Source organism: Paenibacillus sp. J22P51, assembly GCF_059692215.1.
The window spans coordinates 298,230-315,559 of record NZ_JCAUAZ010000006.1 but is presented as its reverse complement, the minus strand read 5'-3'; the positions used below and the strand labels follow the sequence as shown (position 1 = coordinate 315,559).

Sequence of the window (17,330 nt, the reverse complement as noted above, 5' to 3'; positions counted from 1 at the left end):
GAGAATCTTGTATGAATCGTATTACCTTTCATAATCGCATATCCATTCGTGCGACTGCCGAAGATATTTACACCTACCTGATGAATCCTGGGAATCTCACCCACCTGCACCCGCTCATTATTGGCGTCAAGCCACTTCGAAGTGTGAGCCCGGGGAGTACCCGGGTTGAGATACAGGATAAGATCATGCTGTTTGGACGGATTCCTTTTTATAAAAAATATGAAGCTTCATTCACTCCAATCGAGGAAAATCGGCAACTGCGCTTGGAGACGTTCACTTCACCTAGGATTCATATTCAAAACACTATTACCCTTACCGAATCGGACTATGAGACACTGGTGGAAGAACAAGTAAACATTGAAGTTTCTGCATTAATCGCTGGTTTCGTAATGAAGCAAATCGAATTTTCACACGGCGAGATGCTAAAAACACTCAAAATACGTTTAGAATCAGGAGTCTTCATCCTATGAAACTAACTTCGCTTCGTGTTCAAAATGGTTCTGGCTGGACAATATTCATCTTTGGGGCTCTTGCATTTTTACTCGGACTTGTGGGTTTAATCTATCCCGAAGTTCTTTTAACTCTCCTTGGTTTTACAGTAGTAGATAGCGCTGCACGTGCAGATGGTGATTATACTCTTGTCTTTATGATGGCTTCATCCATGGCTTCCTTTAACATGGGAGCGTATTACATCCTAGCTGCATTAAAAAATCTTAGATCCTTCTACTACTGGACTGTCCCCTTCAGAATGATCACATTTACGGTCTTCATTCTAGCGGCACTCAATCATCTTGCTCCTATGCGCTTCATCGGAGTTGGAGCGTGGGAGGGCGTAGGGGCCCTAGCAACAGGAATTACCCTGTACATTGAATCACGTAGTCGTGTCTCCCGATCCTCATAATCTGTTCTTTGCTTACGTTCTTTTTAGTTTCTGCATCCACTTGTGCTTAAACTTCTGACGATTGTCCTCTTTCTGTGACCAAGATTTTGGATCAGAAAGCGCGTCCATCATATGGCCGATTTCAATGGCAGATATGCCGAGACGTTTGGCAATTAGGGGGACCATTATTCTCCCTGGAACGCTGGCGCCAACCAATACAAGATCTATGTCTTTCCGGTATTTGCTGAGTTTCTGCATCGCCGAATCGATTTTATTATAGTGATTGAGTGGTATGGTCATAACAACGCGTATATTCTGAGACTCTAGTTGTTTGGCAGCCATTGGGGCAGCTCGCCCAATAAGTGCTACACGATGATTGCGAATCAATCGATGCAAGTACTTCTTTTCGTACAGTTGATCGTTGATGAATGCATCGGTTATGATTGCAGGGCGCCAACCTGTTTTCCTCATATACAATTGAATAAGTGGAATGCTAGGGCCAAAGTGTGATACGCCAACAATATCAGCCGCTCGAACTGATTGGTTTAATTCCTTCAACAGTTTACGAGAGGGGGGGAGATCAACGCCGAGAAACGCAGACACTTCATACAACGAATTGATATCTCTGCGTGCGAGAAGTTTCGCCACCACATCCCCGATGCGAATGATGGAAATCGGTTTTCGCAACCGGATCGATTGTTCCAACCTCCTATAAACGTAAGTGGGACCGACCATTTTTCGGCCATAACGAGCTTCTATGATTTTTCTCCGTTTTACTGCATTAAATATCATGTAATACACCTCTTTTATCAAGATTGAACATGGTATTCTATGATTTTGCCGAAACAGGGTGCACCTATTTTGTAGGACGACAAGAATATGTCTCTTTTGTACAGTTCGCAGAAGAAAATAGGTATGGTAGATAGAAATATATTTGGCGGCATAAGAGGACAAGAACATATATCTATAGAGACCGCACATAGTGCGGTTTTACTATTCTATGGGTATACGTTCTTGTCTTTTTCGATGCTATTTCCATTTTCAACCAAAAAGAAATAAACTTTTTACAGTTTATACTAAATTTTTTCAGGTGAACGATCAAGAAATGCTTTGATAAAATAATATATGTAATCGCTTTCAAATCTAATGATGGAAGGAAGTGGTGACGGCAGCGCTACAGGCTGCTCAGCATCAAAGTGGGAATAATTGCAATTTAACCAAACTGGAGGAATGCCAAATGAAACAAAAAAGAATGAAGTTATTTGTTGCAATGTTACTTAGTTTAGCGCTTTTAATTCCTGCAGTAATGGTCCAGGCAGCAACAACGATCACATCAAATCAAACTGGCACCCAAGATGGCTATGATTATGAGCTGTGGAAGGATTCCGGAACAACAAGTATGACACTCAATAGTGGAGGCGCTTTTAGTGCGCAGTGGAGTAACATCGGGAATGCATTATTCCGTAAAGGGAAGAAATTCGACTCGACCAAGACACACGCTCAACTTGGAAACATTTCAATCAACTACAGTGCAAGCTTCACTCCAGGCGGCAATTCCTATTTGACTGTCTATGGCTGGACGAAGGACCCACTTGTAGAATTTTATATCGTTGATAACTGGGGCACTTATCGTCCGACAGGAACGCAAAAGGGCACCATTACTGTTGACGGAGGTACATATGACATCTATGAGACTACTCGGACAAACCAACCATCCATTATAGGTACTGCAACGTTTAAGCAATATTGGAGTGTCCGTCAGTCGAAACGCACGAGCGGTACCATTTCTGTTAGCGAACACTTTAAAAAGTGGGAGAGCTTAGGAATGCCAATGGGTAAGATGTATGAAGTCGCATTTACAGTTGAAGGCTATCAAAGCAGCGGTAGTGCTAATGTGACAAGTAATACGCTGACTATCGGTGGCGGCGGAACTTCTCCGTCTCCGTCTCCAACTCCTCCTCCAGGCACAAGTACGAAAATAGAAGCTGAGAGTATGACCAAAGGTGGTCAGTACACCGCGAATGTCAGCTCGCCGTTCACTGGAGTTGCCTTATACGCTAACAATGATTTAGTGAAATACACGCAGAATTTCACGAGCGGTACCCATAATTTCTCACTCCGTGGTGCTTCGAATAACGCCAACATGGCCAAAGTTGACTTGAAAATCGGAGGACAGACGAAAGGTACCTTCTACTTCGGCGGAAGCAGTCCAGCGGTCTATACCCTCAACAATGTCAGCCATGGAACCGGAAATCAAGAGATTCAACTCGTTGTAACAACCGATGATGGGACTTGGGACGCTAATATTGATTACTTGGAGATACAGTAAAAACTCCGAATCGTTATTCCAATTGAATTCTGATCATTTTTCAATCAAAATCCCAGCGGGATCATCCCCGCTGGGATTTTCGTGGTACTGCTATCTTACTTCTTTTTGCGCGAGTTCTTTTTCACCAGCTTAGGCAAATGTTTGATGCTTTTTAGCATACTGCCTTTGCACAATGGGCATTCCGGGGTTAGGGAAGTAGCCAGTTCCTCTCGCATCCAAGCTTTGCAATCGTTATTTTTGCATCTCCATATGGGTATTGGGGATAATTCCGGTTTGGTCAGTTCTGATTCCAAATCATCACACCTCCTGCATGAATTAACCTACCCGAATGGAATAATCTTCATTCAACGGAGGAAGGAAATGGAGAGAATTTTGGAGAATTTACCTACCATGACATCGAAGCAAGAATAGGAGGAATTATAAAATGACCATCCATTACGAAGTCATTTCTGATGATAACATATTTTGCATCAAGGATTTATGTGATGAATTGATGTCCTATCAAAAATCTAAAGCTTTCTTCCGTCCGGAGTTGTTTGACAGCATGAGTTTTGAAACGAGAATGATACCATCCGTGAAGAATGCCACTGCAAATCATATCGTAATAGCTAAAGAAGAGAATGAAATTGTTGGCTATGTGTATAGCAATATTTCGTCCAAGATGACATATTCGAATGAATTTGCTACTTTTTTTGACCTAGATTCCGTCAACAGAGAGGAAGTAGGGTGTCTTTCTCAGTTTTATATCAAAGAAGGTTATCGGAATTCAGGCATCGGTACCGTTCTGTTCGACAAGTCTATGGATTGGATACAGTCGTTTCCATCCATAGAGGATCTGTTCATCTTCGTATCCAATGGTAACGATGGCGCGTTGAAATTTTATCAAAGCAAAGGTTTCCGTATTAGTCACCAGATTCTCGACGGGTTTATAACCGTCTTACGAAAGCAGAAAATATAAAGGAGTCTAATAAAACTGCTGATCAACGCCCTTTACATGCCATTTGCTGGCTGTAAGGGGCTTTTATTTTCAATCGGGACAATAGAATTTCATCCGTCAATAAGAGGAATTGTCCCCTAGAATGTTCTTGAGGATGCCAGTAGAATCACAAGTAAGAGCCCATCATTTGGCTCAGCGTATCCTAGTTTGCTTTTGAAAGGAAGTGAAGGGCTTCAGGATTTGATAAGACGCTACTTATTTCGTTGGCAAGCGCTTTCAAAATGGCGAATCGGAGGGATTTGTAATATGAAATGGTCTAGGAAATGGATTCAATTCATGCTTTTGCTCATGCTTGTGATCACATTATTACCTAGTATGGCAATGGCGTCTGCATCAGGTGCGCCGGGTGCACCGAATTTGAAACAGAGCAATTGGGATAATAGCCCGAACTACACAATCGGCTTCGACATGTGGTGGGGAAACAACGGTACATCATGGAAGCTATATGAGAATGGTGCTGTCATTTACACAGGGACGTTAACGGACAATTCGCCGAACGCTCAGGCGGCTACTTACGCTTTTACTAATAAAGCATCAGGTACATATGTATATAAAGTTGATCTCATTAATTCATTGGGTACAACGACGTCCGGTACTTTGTCCTATACGGTAGCCGGCGGCGGCAGTGCTGATACACAGGCTCCTACAGTACCAGCAAATTTGGTTTTCACGGGTAAAACATCATCTTCGATAGCATTGTCCTGGAGTGCTTCAACCGACAATGTAGGCGTTACGGGTTATGATGTGTACAGAGGAACTACGCTCGTAACGACAGCAACCGGTACTTCCTATAACGTGGCTGGTCTTTCAGCCAACACCGCTTACACGTTTACAGTGAAGGCGAAAGATGCTGCCGGAAACGTATCAGCGGCAAGCAGCGCAGTGACAGTAACGACAGACCCGGCTCCAGTCGATACACAACCACCCACAGCGCCAGCAAACCTAACTTCGATGGGCAAAACTTCCAGCTCTGTTACTCTAACATGGACAGCATCGACGGACAACTTTGGCGTTACTGGCTATGAAGTGTTCAACGGCAGCACAATCATAACGACTGTACCCGGCACTAGCTATAACGTGACGGGCCTAACAGCCAATACCGCGTACTCATTCATTGTGAAAGCGAAAGATGCGGCAGGCAACGTCTCTTCAGCAAGCAATTCTGTAACAGTAACCACAGATGCTCAATCTTCCGTTCCAGCTTGGGCACCTAACGTAGCTTATCACTTGAATGACCGCGTTTCTTATAATGGATCGATTTATAAATGTATGCAGCCGCATACTTCACAGGTAGGGTGGGAACCAGCAACAACAGGTTCGTTGTGGCAATTGGATGGCACAGGTCCTGGACCAGATACGACATCACCTACAGCACCGACCGGTCTTGCAGCCACGAATATCACCCAGAATTCACTTAGCTTGTCGTGGGCGGCTTCCACAGATAATATCGGCGTAACCGGGTACGAAGTGTATCAAGGCAGCACCTTGCTTCGTACGGTAACAACAACGAACGATCAGGTTATAGGTCTGACGGCAAATACCAGCTACACCTTTACGGTTAAAGCCAAAGATGCAGCTGGCAACGTATCTGCCGCAAGCGTCTCGGTTTCCGCTACAACGCTGGCGCCAGATACGCTGACACCAACAGCTCCGACGAATCTGGCCGCTTCGAATGTGACTTCATCATCTGCAGTATTATCTTGGTCGGCATCGACAGATAACGTTGGCGTAACGGGATACACAGTATCTTACGGCTCCACGAATGTGAACGTAACTGGAACAAGCACAACGATCACTGGGCTCTCGCCGGCGACATCTTATACATTTACAGTAAAAGCCAAAGACGCCGCAGGCAACGTATCGGTGGCGAGCAATGCTGTAACGGTAACGACGCTGACGGGTCCAGCGGATCAAACAGCTTGTCGCCCAGCGGGGCTGTATGATACAGGCGTAACAGGCATACCATATTGCAACGCCTATGATGCCAATGGCCGTGAGAAACTGCCGAACGGACTAGAGCGCCGCATTATCGGCTATTTCACGTCCTGGCGAACGGGGGTCAACGGACAGACCAGATATATCGCTTCCGACATTCCATGGTCCAAATTGTCGCATATTAATTATGCTTTTGCTCACATTGACAGCAGTAATCAAGTCTCTGTCGGCAGCCAGATCTCCACGAACGCGGCAACGGGTATGACATGGCCTGGTGTAGTTGGGGCAGAGATGGATCCGGCATATAGCTATCAAGGTCATTTTAATCTTTTAAATAAATTTAAAAAGCAATATCCTGGTGTCAAAACGCTTGTCTCGATCGGCGGCTGGGCAGAAACCGGAGGCTACTTCGACGATAATGGTATTCGGGTGTCCAGTGGCGGCTTCTACACAATGACGACAAATGCGGACGGTTCCATCAATCAAACGGGCATCAACACGTTCGCAAACTCTGCGGTAGCATTTATTCGTCAGTATGGCTTTGAAGGCGTGGATCTTGATTACGAGTACCCGACAACGATGGAAAAAGCAGGGAATCCGCTCGACTGGACGTTCTCCTCATCTCGACTTGCAGGCATGCAAAAGAGTTATGACGCTCTTCTGAAGACATTGCGTACGAAGCTTGATCAGGCTTCTGCTCAAGACGGTAAATACTACATGCTAACGATTGCTTCACCATCTTCCGGTTATTTGCTGCGTGGGATGGAGACGTTTAATCCACTTAAATATTTGGATTACGTAAATGTCATGAGTTACGACCTGCATGGCGCTTGGAACGAATATGTAGGTCCAAACGCATCGTTGTTCGATGACGGTAAGGACGCGGAGCTGGCTGCGGCAGGCGTATACACGACGACGGAGTATGGCGGTATCGGTTACCTGAACACAGATTGGGCCTATCACTACATGCGGGGAATGATGCAGGCCGGACGTATTAATATCGGTGTGCCTTACTACACCCGCGGATTCAAAAATGTGACAGGCGGAACGAACGGGCTCTGGGGTACGGCGAAATCGACGAATTGTCCGGCCGGCTCAGGACTAACGGCTTGCGGCGACGGCGCAGTTGGGATAGATAACATTTGGCATGATAACGATACGAATGGCAATGAAGAGGGCGCAGGTTCGAACCCAATGTGGCATGCGAAGAACTTGGAGAATGGCATCCTGGGCTCCTACCTCAACAGCTATGGTTTAGGATCAGCGACACTTAACGGCACCTATACGCGTTACTATGATGCGACGCTTGTCGCGCCATGGCTCTGGAATAATACGAAGAAAGTATTCCTTTCCACTGAAGACGAGCAATCGATTAATGCGAAAGCAGACTGGGCTATTAGCAACAGCATAGGCGGATTGATGATCTGGGAATTGGCTGGGGACTATGCTTGGAGTGCAAGCAAAGGTGAGTACGGAGTCGGATATACATTAACTAACGCCATTCATAATAAATTTTCCAATACGACACTATATGGTAATCAAAATAGTACGACAGCGCCTCCAACTAACACGATCAATGCGAAAGTGGAGTTCACAGGCTTCAAGTTAGGCGATCAAAACTATCCGATCAACCCTAAATTGCGTTTAACAAACAATAGCAGTTTGACGATTACAGGCGGTGCAGTACTCGAATTCGATGTGCCAACATCGGTTAACGCATTGTTCAAAAGTTGGAACGGTGACCAAGTCAGCGTTATCTCGACTGGGCATTCCGGCAACAACATCGGTGGATTAAAAGGTGATTTCCATCGCGTAGCGGTAACCCTGCAAGGCTGGAAGTCGATTGCTCCGGGCGCATCAGACCTTTTCGATCTGGTTTATTATTTGCCAATCAGCGGACCGGCGAACATCACATTAACCATTGATGGCGTGAAGTATGCTGTAACAGGGCAATAAATTATTTTCACAGCGCAAGAGATCGTATGGAAGTCGATGACTTCTGTACGGTCTTTTCTTATGCTATTGTGATATGAAAACAATCGGCTCATAACAAAATACCACAGTAACACATCTGCTTCACCTACAATATGATGGGTCTAGACATACAATCAAAAGAGGTGAGCGAATGGCAGTCGTAAAAGCGAGACAGCAGGATATTGACATGTTAGCACGGTTGCTTCGAGCTGAAGCTGAGACCGAAGGCGAAACGGGTATGCTTCTTGTTGGAAATGTTGGCATTAATCGGATAAGAGCGAATTGCTCCGATTTTAAAAATCTCCGGACAATTCCCCAAATGATCAACCAACCGCATGCGTTTGAAGCGTTGCAGCACGGGTTGTACTATCAAAACGCAAGAGAAAGAGAGCGTCGCCTAGCACGACGAGCTGTGAATGGGGAGCGGGTTTGGCCAGGTAAATTTTCACTCTGGTATTTTCGACCGGGAACGTTCGACAACCCTGGACCATGTCCGGATACCTGGTATAATCAGCCGAAAGCTGGCCGCTACAAGAAGCACTGTTTTTATGAGCCGACCGCGAAAGAATGTGAAAATGTATATAATACGTTTTAAAGATGACTACAGAGTAAGTAAAGGCACTCAGACTTCATGAAGTCTTAGGTGCTTTTTTTTGTCGCTTTATAGGTTGGGGGTTTATTGTTTGTTACACATTTCATAAGCATTGTAAGAATAAACATGATCTGCATCACCAATAATAAGATTACACCCTAAAGGTAGATTAAGGAAGGAACTCCAAGCCATGGACATTGATGCTTTTTTAGCTGAAGTCCTCAGCTCCAATGAGGATTGGCATGTAACCACGAAGGATGCAGTATCGATAATAGATCCGATTATTGAGAAAGATGCCTTTTTTTTCGACAAACATGATGATTACCTAGAATCAGGATTTTAAGAGAGTCATCACAAACTAAATCTGCCATAAAGCCGCGCATTTGCGGCTTTTTTATTTATTGATTTAAGTTATAATGCGTGGTGATTATTTGAACGAATATCTTTACAAACGAACATACATTCGTTATTCTGATTATGGGGGAATTTCCCAATAGCCAGAGGGAGTGATAAATGATGGAAGTTATCAAAACGAAGGTCGAAAATTCTCTAACAGTCCTGTTGGTATCCGATTTTGAAAAGTCGAAGAAATATTATGAAGATGCCTTAGGGTGTGAAGTAAATGAGCATTGGGCAATTCGAGATAATTTTGGATTAGGATTTAAATTGATCCAAGCAGCAGATATAGAAGACGTTAAACCTAACAAGGGTACTTGGAACACTTATGCTTATGTAAAAACACAAGATGATCTGGATGCTTTATATATTGAGCTTAAAACAAATGGTGCAATTATCGTTTCTGAGCCTATAGCAACCGAATATGACTGGGGAGTTTGGAAGGATTTTTCGGTTCAAGATTTAGATGGGTATGTAATCGGTTTCGGTTCTGGTAATAAAAACACTTGATGGTTTTGCGCAATAGACACAAAGAGATGGCAGCCAGTTAATCGGCTGCTGTTTTCATATATAATGGATCGAAATTCGCATACTGATTGCGTGCCGCGGAGGGTGTTGCATTCTCCAACATTGACAGCAGATGTTCCAATTAAGTTTCTGTGCTAATATGGAAAGAATAAGTTTACAAGAATGGAAAGGATGTACACATGCTAATAAATCAATTAATTTCGAACAATATTAATCGATTAGATGCGGCACTACCGGTAGATAAATCGTTGGGAATTGCTGGTTTGTCTGGATCGGGTAAAACAACTTTTTGTCAAACCATCGGTGAAGAATCCAAGAAGCGTCTCGTTTCTTTATTGCCAAAGGCTGAATATCAGTATTTATTTCCTGAAATTATGGAAACCAATTTCAGTGCCATCAAGATGGAAGAAATGCCTTTAGTCCTTTTTCTCGGAAAATCATCAATTTCATCTAATCCGCGTTCAACCATTGGCACACATACTGGCGTATTTAAAGAGATTCGCGTGCGCATGGCTGAGCAATTTAATCAATCTCCAGAAGTTTTTTCCTTTAATAATGCGTTAGGCTGGTGTCCAGATTGTAAAGGGCGCAGCACGACCCAAAATGTCGAATGTCCCAAGTGCGAGGGTAGGCGCTACAATCAAGAAGTTGAGCAATATAAGATGGAATTATTTAATCAACCACATAGTATTTCTGATATCAATAATTTAAGCATTGAAACGATTCTTTCTCTTGCAGAGGAATTACACATCAGTGAAGCGAAGCAGCATATTCTCCAAAATATCATCAATATGAATATTGGTTACTTAACATTAAACCGTATAATGGGTACATTGTCAGGTGGAGAGATAACACGAATGTACTTGGCAGAATTCATGGCAACAAGTGAAAATACGGTTATTATCATTGATGAAATCTCTGTGGGTCTTGATCATCAAACCCTACTGAAAATTTTAGAACAGATAAAACAATTGGGGTATAAGAATCAAATTTGGCTCATCGATCATTCTGACACGGTGCTGGATACAACAGATGAGCAATTGTTCTTTGGACCTGGCAGTGGTAAATACGGTGGGAAAATTGTTGAGGAATCACCACGTCCAAAACCAATTATTCAGGAACGAAATCAGGCATTGCCAACAGAATACTACCAATTTCAAGATCTTTACTGTCGTAATATACAAATGGCTGACATTCAGATTCCCAAAAATAGACTTGTAACCTTTACGGGGGAATCAGGATGTGGTAAATCTACACTTGTTAATGAGTGTATAGTCAAAGATTTTCAGAAGCGTTATCCCAAAGATAAGCTGGTCGTGGTGGGGCAAGATCGAAACCAATCGATTTCCAGTCGGTCAACTATTGCAACTTTTCTTGATATTAAAAAGAAACTCACCAAATATAGTGAGGATATTGATGATATTTTTCAGCGCTCGATTGAAGATATTATTGAAGAACTGCCGGGTGAGGATATTGCTCATAAACGCCTAAGCTTACTGATCAAGCTTGGACTTGGTTATTTGACTTTAGAAAGAAAAACACAGTCCTTATCGACGGGTGAATTTCAGTGTGTCCATTTAGTTTCTGAGCTGTTTGCCAACTCTAAAACTCCGCATACGCTTTTTATTTTTGACGAGCCTTCAAAAGGGTTATCACAAAATATTTTGAACCAATTTATCGATAGTGTAAGGGACATTCTGCAAGATGAATCTGTCTCTATCCTGATGATCGAACATAATGCCTACATGCTAGATAGCTCTGATTTTATTGTTGATTTTGGAAAGAGACAGAATGAACCTGTTCGACATCTTGATGTTGTTAGTCATGCTGATTATTATCGCCAAAAAAACCGGGAAGACAGCAATGCCCCATTGTCTATTTCGTCTAAACTCAAGCCGCAAGAAGGAATTCAATACTTACAAGAAAATCAGTTGGACTATTTTAAAAAGGCAGAAAACGTCTATAAGGGCGGTATTCTAAAAAGTTTATCGTCAATGGCCCGACTCATCTATGGTGAATACGAATCTGATACAATTGCGCCGGTCATCGCAATTGATCTTGAACGACACCTATACAGCCAATATAGTTTTCTCTATGAAATTGGTGGACTGATCAACCATATTGTGGCTGCTCATCCGACCAATAAAGATACAAGAAGCTTCGATTTCTATTATCAAGACAATCATTGTCCGAGTTGTTCGGGTCGTCGAGTCATTGAACAATTTGATATGGGTGTTCTTATTCAAGATAAAACAGTACCATTCTGGGATGGCATGTTACTTCCAGAAGTTATGGATGTCTTGAGGTATTATCAGCATGCCAAATTGCACTTCCTTTTTGAAGAGATAAAGAACGAACTTGGTCACGATATGAATAAAAGTTTTAATGAGATGTCAGAAGCAGAAAAGCATACTTTCTTATATGGTTATTGGGAAAAGTCATTTTATGATAAAGCAGGGAAGGCTTCGAGAACATGGGAAGGCTTTAATCTCATCCTTGGGCGTTATATGGTTATTTCGAAGAACCTTCCTCTTAAAGAGCAAATGAAAGCCTCAAAAGAAATGATTAGCTGCCCAGTATGTCAAGGAACCGTGTTAAACCATCATAAAAAGCTTAAGTTTGGAAGCACGGATATCCGTGAGATTATTCAGCAGCCGATTGATCAGGTCATTAAAATCGTTGGGAAGTTACCAGAACTAGAGAAACTAAAGTCCATTGTTGGCGGCGAACTTGCACTTACGGAAGATGTCTCCTTACTTCCAAGGGAAACACAAGTTGCGCTTAAAACGCTTGAAGTGGAACTAGCAAGCTTTGTGGGCTATGAAGTGGTTTTACAAAATGCCGTACCATTTTGGGACAAGATTAAAGTTAACCTCGAGGCGATCAGCAGAAAAAACTTAATTACCATCTGTGATTTTGCCAATATTGCTGAAACGAGAGAGACCATTATTGATAAGTATTTCACCAATGGAAAATATAAAAAGCTAACTTATGTCTATGAAGCATTTGGTTACAGTAAAATTGTTACCCAAATTAATAAGATCAAAGCAAGTCATCCATGCCCATTTTGTGGCGGTAAGAAAGTCATCTCAGAAGATGGACTCCATGATGGCGTACACAAATTATCGGTGCCATGTGTGAGCTGTTATGTAAGTGGCATCAATGATGAAGGGCGTAAGGAAGTCGTCGATGGCATAGATGTACAAACATGGTTAACTGGCAAAGTAAGTGATGTTGTTGCTGAAAACTTAGTAACTGAGGCAGTTGCAGATATTCCGATCTTCAATCGTATTCGTGAGTTGAATAAACGAGATATGATGGCGGTTTATCATTGCCTGAAGTGAATTTTCCATCTAAATTCGTTCATTGAAATAAAGTCGGATTTCCTTATCAAACGGGAATCCGTCTTTTTGTAGCGGCTAAGACTTCGTACATAAAATATTGCAAAAATTTGGACTAACAAATATCATTTATAATGATGATCCGTCATGAATCTAGTAAGCCACGTCCAGGCATTTAACGATCAAGGAGAATAGACATGAGATTTACCCCATACCACCTTAGCATCACGATACTTACAACGATTTTGGGTCTGGGTGCCGCGTATGTGTTCCACATTCCGTTGGCAATTGGATTTGTATTCGGTTTAGGTGTATTGATTGTAATTACTTTGCGGCAAGGAGTGCCAGTAAGGACACTTGTGCACAGTATGATTAACGGCATGCTGCATACCAAGGAAGTCATGTATATTTTAATGCTCGTTGGTCTATTAATCCCTGCATGGACTGCTAGTGGCACCATCCCTTATCTAATTGATACAGGGTTAGGACTGCTTGATCCCGCTTATTTTGTCAGCTTTTCATTTGTATTCGCAGCAGGCATATCAATGATTTTAGGCACGTCTACGGGCACACTAAGTTCAGTAGGTATACCGCTTATAGGGATGGGAGCACTGTTAAATATACCACTTCCTCTAGTAGCAGGCGCACTTGTATCCGGAGCGTTTGTAGGAGACCGAACATCGCCATTTTCGAGTGCGAATCAGCTTGTCGCTTCATCCACCGGTATGACGGTCAAAGGGCAATTTCGTTATTTGCTGCCAACGACGCTTTTAGCTTTTGGAACCGCGCTCGCATTCTTTGTAATAGAGGATGTAAGAGGAGATTGGAACGGAGCTTTATCGCTTGGCAGCACGTCGAATGGCTTGATACTCTCGGTTGATTATGCGTCTCAGTTTCGATACAGCCTCTGGCTATGGCTGCCGGTTGCAGTGCTTCTAGGAACAATCCTGCTGCGATTCAAAACCCGGTACGGGTTCATTCTATCCATTGGTATCAGTATTGTGCTGGGAACGCTCATTCAAGGCATTGATGCCTTCCAATGGCTGCATCATTTGTGGAATGGATATTCTGCTGAGCAGTTGCCATCCTTGCACAGTAAGGGGGTATCCAGCATGATAGGGTTAATTATCTTGATCGCACTTGCTGGGGCCTACAACGGTATATTGGAAGAAACAAAAGTTATGCAGCCGTATATGATTAGCTTATTTGGAACTTCCTCATCGCTAGGCACGGCAACTGTTCGTACCGTTTTATTCGGACTGGCTCTGGCGTTGCTAGCTTGTACACAGACACTTCCGATCATGATGACTGGACGCAATTTGCTGCCGCTGTGGGAGCGAAAATTCCCCAAAGGACATCTTTCCCGCGTAGTGGCGGATGCACCACTCATTTTTTCTGCCATGGTGCCATGGAACTTGTTAGCTATTCTGTGTGCAACGATTGTAGGAGTCCCTGTTGAACGTTATGTACTCTTTGCGGTATTCCTATGGACGCTTCCGCTGTATACATTCATAATATCCTATATTATGGATAGAAAAAGCAGCAGGAGTAAGAAATTGAAGAGGAGTGTTCTTGATGACAAATAGTAGCATGAATCGTAAGGTTGATGGATTTTTAAATAAAGCAAAAAAGTGGAAAGAAGAATTTGAGAAGTTGAGAAGTATCGTTCTTGATTGTGAGTTGACTGAAGATTTTAAGTGGATGCATCCGTGTTACACATTTCAGGATAAAAACATCGTTTTAATACATGGCTTTAAAGATTACTGTGCGCTTCTGTTTCACAAAGGTGTCTTGTTGAAGGATCCCGATGGGATTCTAATTCAACAAACAGAGAATGTGCAAGCAGCGCGCCAGATTCGGTTCACCGATGTTCGAGAAATAATTGCCATGGAAAAAGTCTTGAAAGACTATATTTATGAAGCCATAGAAGTTGAAAAATCCGGTTTGGAAGTGAATTATAAAAAGACTACAGAATATTCCATGCCTGAAGAATTTCAAAATAAATTAGATGAACTCCCTGCCTTGAAAACGGCTTTTGAAGCATTGACGCCAGGACGGCAAAGAGCGTACCTTTTTCACTTTTCTGAACCTAAACAATCCAAAACCCGAACGTCTAGGGTTGAAAAATATATGCAGCAAATTCTAGGTGGGAAGGGATTAAATGATTAGTATGCTAAACATGAATAATATCTATCTCATTTCAGATATACCAGGTTATCCGCCTCAAATTAGTCGGTTACTGTCGATGATGAACTATGCAAGGTTTACAACATTAGAGTCTACGAAAAATTTATCTGTACATCAATTGGATTTTTTATTAGATTCTGAGAGCAATTCAATTGGTGCATTGTTGATGCATTTCGCAGCGGTAGAATACGCCTATCAAGTGGAAACTTTCGAAAAAAGAGAATTGAATGATGAAGAAATGTCGATCTGGGGAGCAGCTATTCACCTCGGTGATGTAGGTCGGGAAAAGATTAGAGGAAATGATCTAAGCTATTATGTAAATAAATTAAATGAAGTTCGAAATCGAACGTATGAATTATTTAAAACCGTTGATGATGACTGGTTATACAAAGAAGAAGAGTTCTGGTATAACAAACAAGCTAATCATTATTTCATGTGGTTTCATGTTATAGAAGATGAAATCAATCATAGAGGACAGATCAATTTGATTAAGAAAAGGGCACATCCCGCCACCTAACCGCATTGCGGCAGGTTCTTTGGAATAATGTTGAACAATAGTTCAGGAGTTGCTTAGAGCAGCTCCTTTTTTTCTTGTAGCTTATTGTCTTTACCTATAAAGGTCATATGAATAATATATTAGACCAATAGAATCTTAGGATATATGCTGAATTAATCAACAAAAAAAGCTGTCAAATGTAAAATTTACCATGTAGGCGACTGGCGTTTCCCCATTTCCATTACCGTAACAAATAACTTGAAAAATGAGGTGACAGTATGTCGCTCAGACAGACCGTGATCAAACGAAAAGAAATGCTGCTTATTACTGCCGTTGCTCTAGGCACCTTGCTTAACCCGCTCAATACGACGATGATTTCGGTCGCTTTGGCCCGGTTGCAGGAGGATTTCCAGCTTACGTTTGCCGACGTATCGTGGCTTATTTCCACCTATTATTTGGTCAGCGCGATTGGTCAGCCTCTTATGGGCAAGTGGAGCGATTTGTACGGTCGCAAAAAGGTGTTTATGCTTGGGCTGCTGCTCGTCACTTTGTCGTCGAGTCTTGCTCCGCTGTCTCCCAGCTTCGGTTGGCTGATCGGGTTTCGGATTATTCAGGCTTTAGGTAGTTCTGCTTTGTTTCCGTCCGGCATGGGGATGATACGTAGTCAAATCACTTCCAATCAGGCGAAGGCGCTTGGGATCATATCGATATTCTCCAGCACCTCGGCTGCATTCGGTCCCTCACTCGGCGGATTATTATTACATTACGGAGATTGGCCTCTCATTTTCCTTTGCAATTTTCCATTTATTATTGCATCATTTTTGCTCGCATGGAAACTGTTCCCGAGCGATCCTAAAGCAGCCGGAAGCGCGGCCGATATGGATTGGCGAGGCGTAGCGTTATTTTCTGCGGCCATTTTCATGTGGCTACTGTTTTTCCTGTCGCTGATTGACGGGTTAAGCCTATGGAAGCTCATAGTAAGCGCGGGATTGTCGTTCTGGCTTTACCGATACGAGCTCAGCCAAAGTAAGCCTTTCATCAATGTTGCTTTTTTACGGAAAAATATGAATGTTACCCGTATCTACGCGCAGTTTATTTTGACCAATATCGCGTTTTATTCCATCATGTTTGGTATTCCGTCTTACTTGCAGAGTGTGCAGGTGATGGACCCGCAGAAGACGGGTATTGTCATGTTGTCTATCGCCGGCTTTAGTGTGCTTGTTACCCCCCTGGTCAGCCGCTGGATTTACATAAGCGGATCCAAACCGCCGTTGATTGCAGGAACGGCTTTAGTTGTTGGGGGAAGCTTGTTGCTGCTGCTCATACAGGACCAGGCGAGTTCGGTGACGATCTTCCTTGTCCTTTGCGTGCTCGGGATCGCTAACGGCTTTAACAATTTGGGCATGCAGACGGCGCTATATGCTTTCGTAACGAAAGAAGAAACCGGCATTGCCTCCGGACTTTTCATGACTTCCCGGTTTATCGGAACAATACTCTCTTCGAGCCTGCTTGCGGCACTCTTCGGCAAAAACATAACGACTCCGCATCTGCATAGTATGGCATGGACATGTGCGGGAATTGGCGTACTGATGCTTGCTTTGACCATGCGCATGCCCAGAGGGAACGTGCAAAAAGCCGTTGAATGACAAAATGGAGGCTCTAACATCTCATTGGA

At 43.0% G+C, this 17,330-nt stretch carries 15 protein-coding genes; 13 read left to right on the top strand and 2 right to left on the bottom strand.

Translation table 11 applies throughout. The annotated features are described in order from the left end of the window. The first annotated feature begins 11 nt into the window (after window positions 1–11). Window positions 12–470 (top strand): SRPBCC family protein, encoded by a 459-nt coding sequence (locus AC58QC_RS16105; RefSeq protein ID WP_497416131.1) that lies wholly within the window; start codon window positions 12–14, stop codon window positions 468–470. Further along, window positions 467–901 carry a hypothetical protein gene (locus tag AC58QC_RS16100; RefSeq protein WP_497416130.1) on the top strand — a complete coding sequence of 145 codons (435 nt, stop codon included), beginning with the start codon at window positions 467–469 and terminating at the stop codon, window positions 899–901. Before AC58QC_RS16105 ends, AC58QC_RS16100 begins: the two co-directional genes overlap by 4 nt. A gap of 12 nt (window positions 902–913) precedes the next feature. Here the strand turns inward: AC58QC_RS16100 and AC58QC_RS16095 are convergent, their stop codons facing one another. Then, window positions 914–1,672, bottom strand: a complete 759-nt coding sequence (locus AC58QC_RS16095; RefSeq protein ID WP_497416129.1) for a GT-D fold domain-containing protein — start codon at window positions 1,670–1,672, stop codon at window positions 914–916. A 445-nt stretch (window positions 1,673–2,117) separates the two neighbouring features. On the opposite strand from AC58QC_RS16095, the gene AC58QC_RS16090 reads away from it, so the two are divergent. After that, window positions 2,118–3,209: a glycoside hydrolase family 11 protein gene (locus tag AC58QC_RS16090; RefSeq protein WP_497416128.1), complete on the top strand. Its 1,092-nt coding sequence runs from the start codon at window positions 2,118–2,120 to the stop codon at window positions 3,207–3,209. A gap of 95 nt (window positions 3,210–3,304) precedes the next feature. Here AC58QC_RS16090 and AC58QC_RS16085 read toward each other — a convergent pair whose 3' ends face one another. Beyond that, the gene (locus AC58QC_RS16085) at window positions 3,305–3,502 is read right to left on the bottom strand and encodes a cold-inducible protein YdjO-related protein (RefSeq protein ID WP_497416127.1); all 198 of its coding nucleotides are present in this window, start codon (window positions 3,500–3,502) and stop codon (window positions 3,305–3,307) included. Between the two features lie 131 nt (window positions 3,503–3,633). On the opposite strand from AC58QC_RS16085, the gene AC58QC_RS16080 reads away from it, so the two are divergent. The 10 genes from AC58QC_RS16080 to AC58QC_RS16035 all read left to right on the top strand — a co-directional run bounded on the left by AC58QC_RS16080 (window position 3,634) and on the right by AC58QC_RS16035 (window position 17,301). Next, window positions 3,634–4,167 carry a GNAT family N-acetyltransferase gene (locus tag AC58QC_RS16080; RefSeq protein WP_497416126.1) on the top strand — a complete coding sequence of 178 codons (534 nt, stop codon included), beginning with the start codon at window positions 3,634–3,636 and terminating at the stop codon, window positions 4,165–4,167. A gap of 285 nt (window positions 4,168–4,452) precedes the next feature. Next, window positions 4,453–8,097 (top strand): glycosyl hydrolase family 18 protein, encoded by a 3,645-nt coding sequence (locus AC58QC_RS16075; RefSeq protein ID WP_497416125.1) that lies wholly within the window; start codon window positions 4,453–4,455, stop codon window positions 8,095–8,097. A 169-nt stretch (window positions 8,098–8,266) separates the two neighbouring features. Continuing rightward, a complete protein-coding gene (locus tag AC58QC_RS16070; protein ID WP_497416124.1) occupies window positions 8,267–8,710 on the top strand; it encodes a cell wall hydrolase in 444 nt (147 codons plus the stop codon). 187 nt (window positions 8,711–8,897) lie between these two features. Continuing rightward, window positions 8,898–9,050 (top strand): hypothetical protein, encoded by a 153-nt coding sequence (locus tag AC58QC_RS16065; RefSeq protein WP_497416123.1) that lies wholly within the window; start codon window positions 8,898–8,900, stop codon window positions 9,048–9,050. 173 nt (window positions 9,051–9,223) lie between these two features. Then, a complete protein-coding gene (locus AC58QC_RS16060; RefSeq protein ID WP_497416122.1) occupies window positions 9,224–9,613 on the top strand; it encodes a VOC family protein in 390 nt (129 codons plus the stop codon). A 197-nt stretch (window positions 9,614–9,810) separates the two neighbouring features. Continuing rightward, window positions 9,811–12,975: an ATP-binding cassette domain-containing protein gene (locus tag AC58QC_RS16055; RefSeq protein ID WP_497416121.1), complete on the top strand. Its 3,165-nt coding sequence runs from the start codon at window positions 9,811–9,813 to the stop codon at window positions 12,973–12,975. A 194-nt stretch (window positions 12,976–13,169) separates the two neighbouring features. Continuing rightward, the gene (locus tag AC58QC_RS16050; protein ID WP_497416120.1) at window positions 13,170–14,558 is read left to right on the top strand and encodes a Na+/H+ antiporter NhaC family protein; all 1,389 of its coding nucleotides are present in this window, start codon (window positions 13,170–13,172) and stop codon (window positions 14,556–14,558) included. Beyond that, window positions 14,548–15,141 carry a YdeI/OmpD-associated family protein gene (locus tag AC58QC_RS16045; protein ID WP_497416119.1) on the top strand — a complete coding sequence of 198 codons (594 nt, stop codon included), beginning with the start codon at window positions 14,548–14,550 and terminating at the stop codon, window positions 15,139–15,141. The genes AC58QC_RS16050 and AC58QC_RS16045 overlap by 11 nt, the downstream gene beginning before the upstream one ends. 1 nt (window position 15,142) lies before the next feature. After that, window positions 15,143–15,676 (top strand): DinB family protein, encoded by a 534-nt coding sequence (locus tag AC58QC_RS16040; protein WP_497416168.1) that lies wholly within the window; start codon window positions 15,143–15,145, stop codon window positions 15,674–15,676. A gap of 257 nt (window positions 15,677–15,933) precedes the next feature. Further along, complete coding sequence (locus AC58QC_RS16035) at window positions 15,934–17,301, top strand: MFS transporter (protein ID WP_497416118.1); 1,368 nt, start codon at window positions 15,934–15,936, stop codon at window positions 17,299–17,301. Window positions 17,302–17,330 lie beyond the last annotated feature (29 nt).

Bases quoted from the DNA above. Each gene is read 5' to 3' on its own strand.
- AC58QC_RS16105 (WP_497416131.1), top strand. From the start codon at position 12: ATGAATCGTATTACCTTTCATAATCGCATATCCATTCGTGCGACTGCC.
- AC58QC_RS16100 (WP_497416130.1), top strand. From the start codon at position 467: ATGAAACTAACTTCGCTTCGTGTTCAAAATGGTTCTGGCTGGACAATA.
- AC58QC_RS16095 (WP_497416129.1), bottom strand. From the start codon at position 1,672: ATGATATTTAATGCAGTAAAACGGAGAAAAATCATAGAAGCTCGTTAT.
- AC58QC_RS16090 (WP_497416128.1), top strand. From the start codon at position 2,118: ATGAAACAAAAAAGAATGAAGTTATTTGTTGCAATGTTACTTAGTTTA.
- AC58QC_RS16080 (WP_497416126.1), top strand. From the start codon at position 3,634: ATGACCATCCATTACGAAGTCATTTCTGATGATAACATATTTTGCATC.
- AC58QC_RS16075 (WP_497416125.1), top strand. From the start codon at position 4,453: ATGAAATGGTCTAGGAAATGGATTCAATTCATGCTTTTGCTCATGCTT.
- AC58QC_RS16070 (WP_497416124.1), top strand. From the start codon at position 8,267: ATGGCAGTCGTAAAAGCGAGACAGCAGGATATTGACATGTTAGCACGG.
- AC58QC_RS16065 (WP_497416123.1), top strand. From the start codon at position 8,898: ATGGACATTGATGCTTTTTTAGCTGAAGTCCTCAGCTCCAATGAGGAT.
- AC58QC_RS16060 (WP_497416122.1), top strand. From the start codon at position 9,224: ATGGAAGTTATCAAAACGAAGGTCGAAAATTCTCTAACAGTCCTGTTG.
- AC58QC_RS16055 (WP_497416121.1), top strand. From the start codon at position 9,811: ATGCTAATAAATCAATTAATTTCGAACAATATTAATCGATTAGATGCG.
- AC58QC_RS16050 (WP_497416120.1), top strand. From the start codon at position 13,170: ATGAGATTTACCCCATACCACCTTAGCATCACGATACTTACAACGATT.
- AC58QC_RS16045 (WP_497416119.1), top strand. From the start codon at position 14,548: ATGACAAATAGTAGCATGAATCGTAAGGTTGATGGATTTTTAAATAAA.
- AC58QC_RS16040 (WP_497416168.1), top strand. From the start codon at position 15,143: ATGCTAAACATGAATAATATCTATCTCATTTCAGATATACCAGGTTAT.
- AC58QC_RS16035 (WP_497416118.1), top strand. From the start codon at position 15,934: ATGTCGCTCAGACAGACCGTGATCAAACGAAAAGAAATGCTGCTTATT.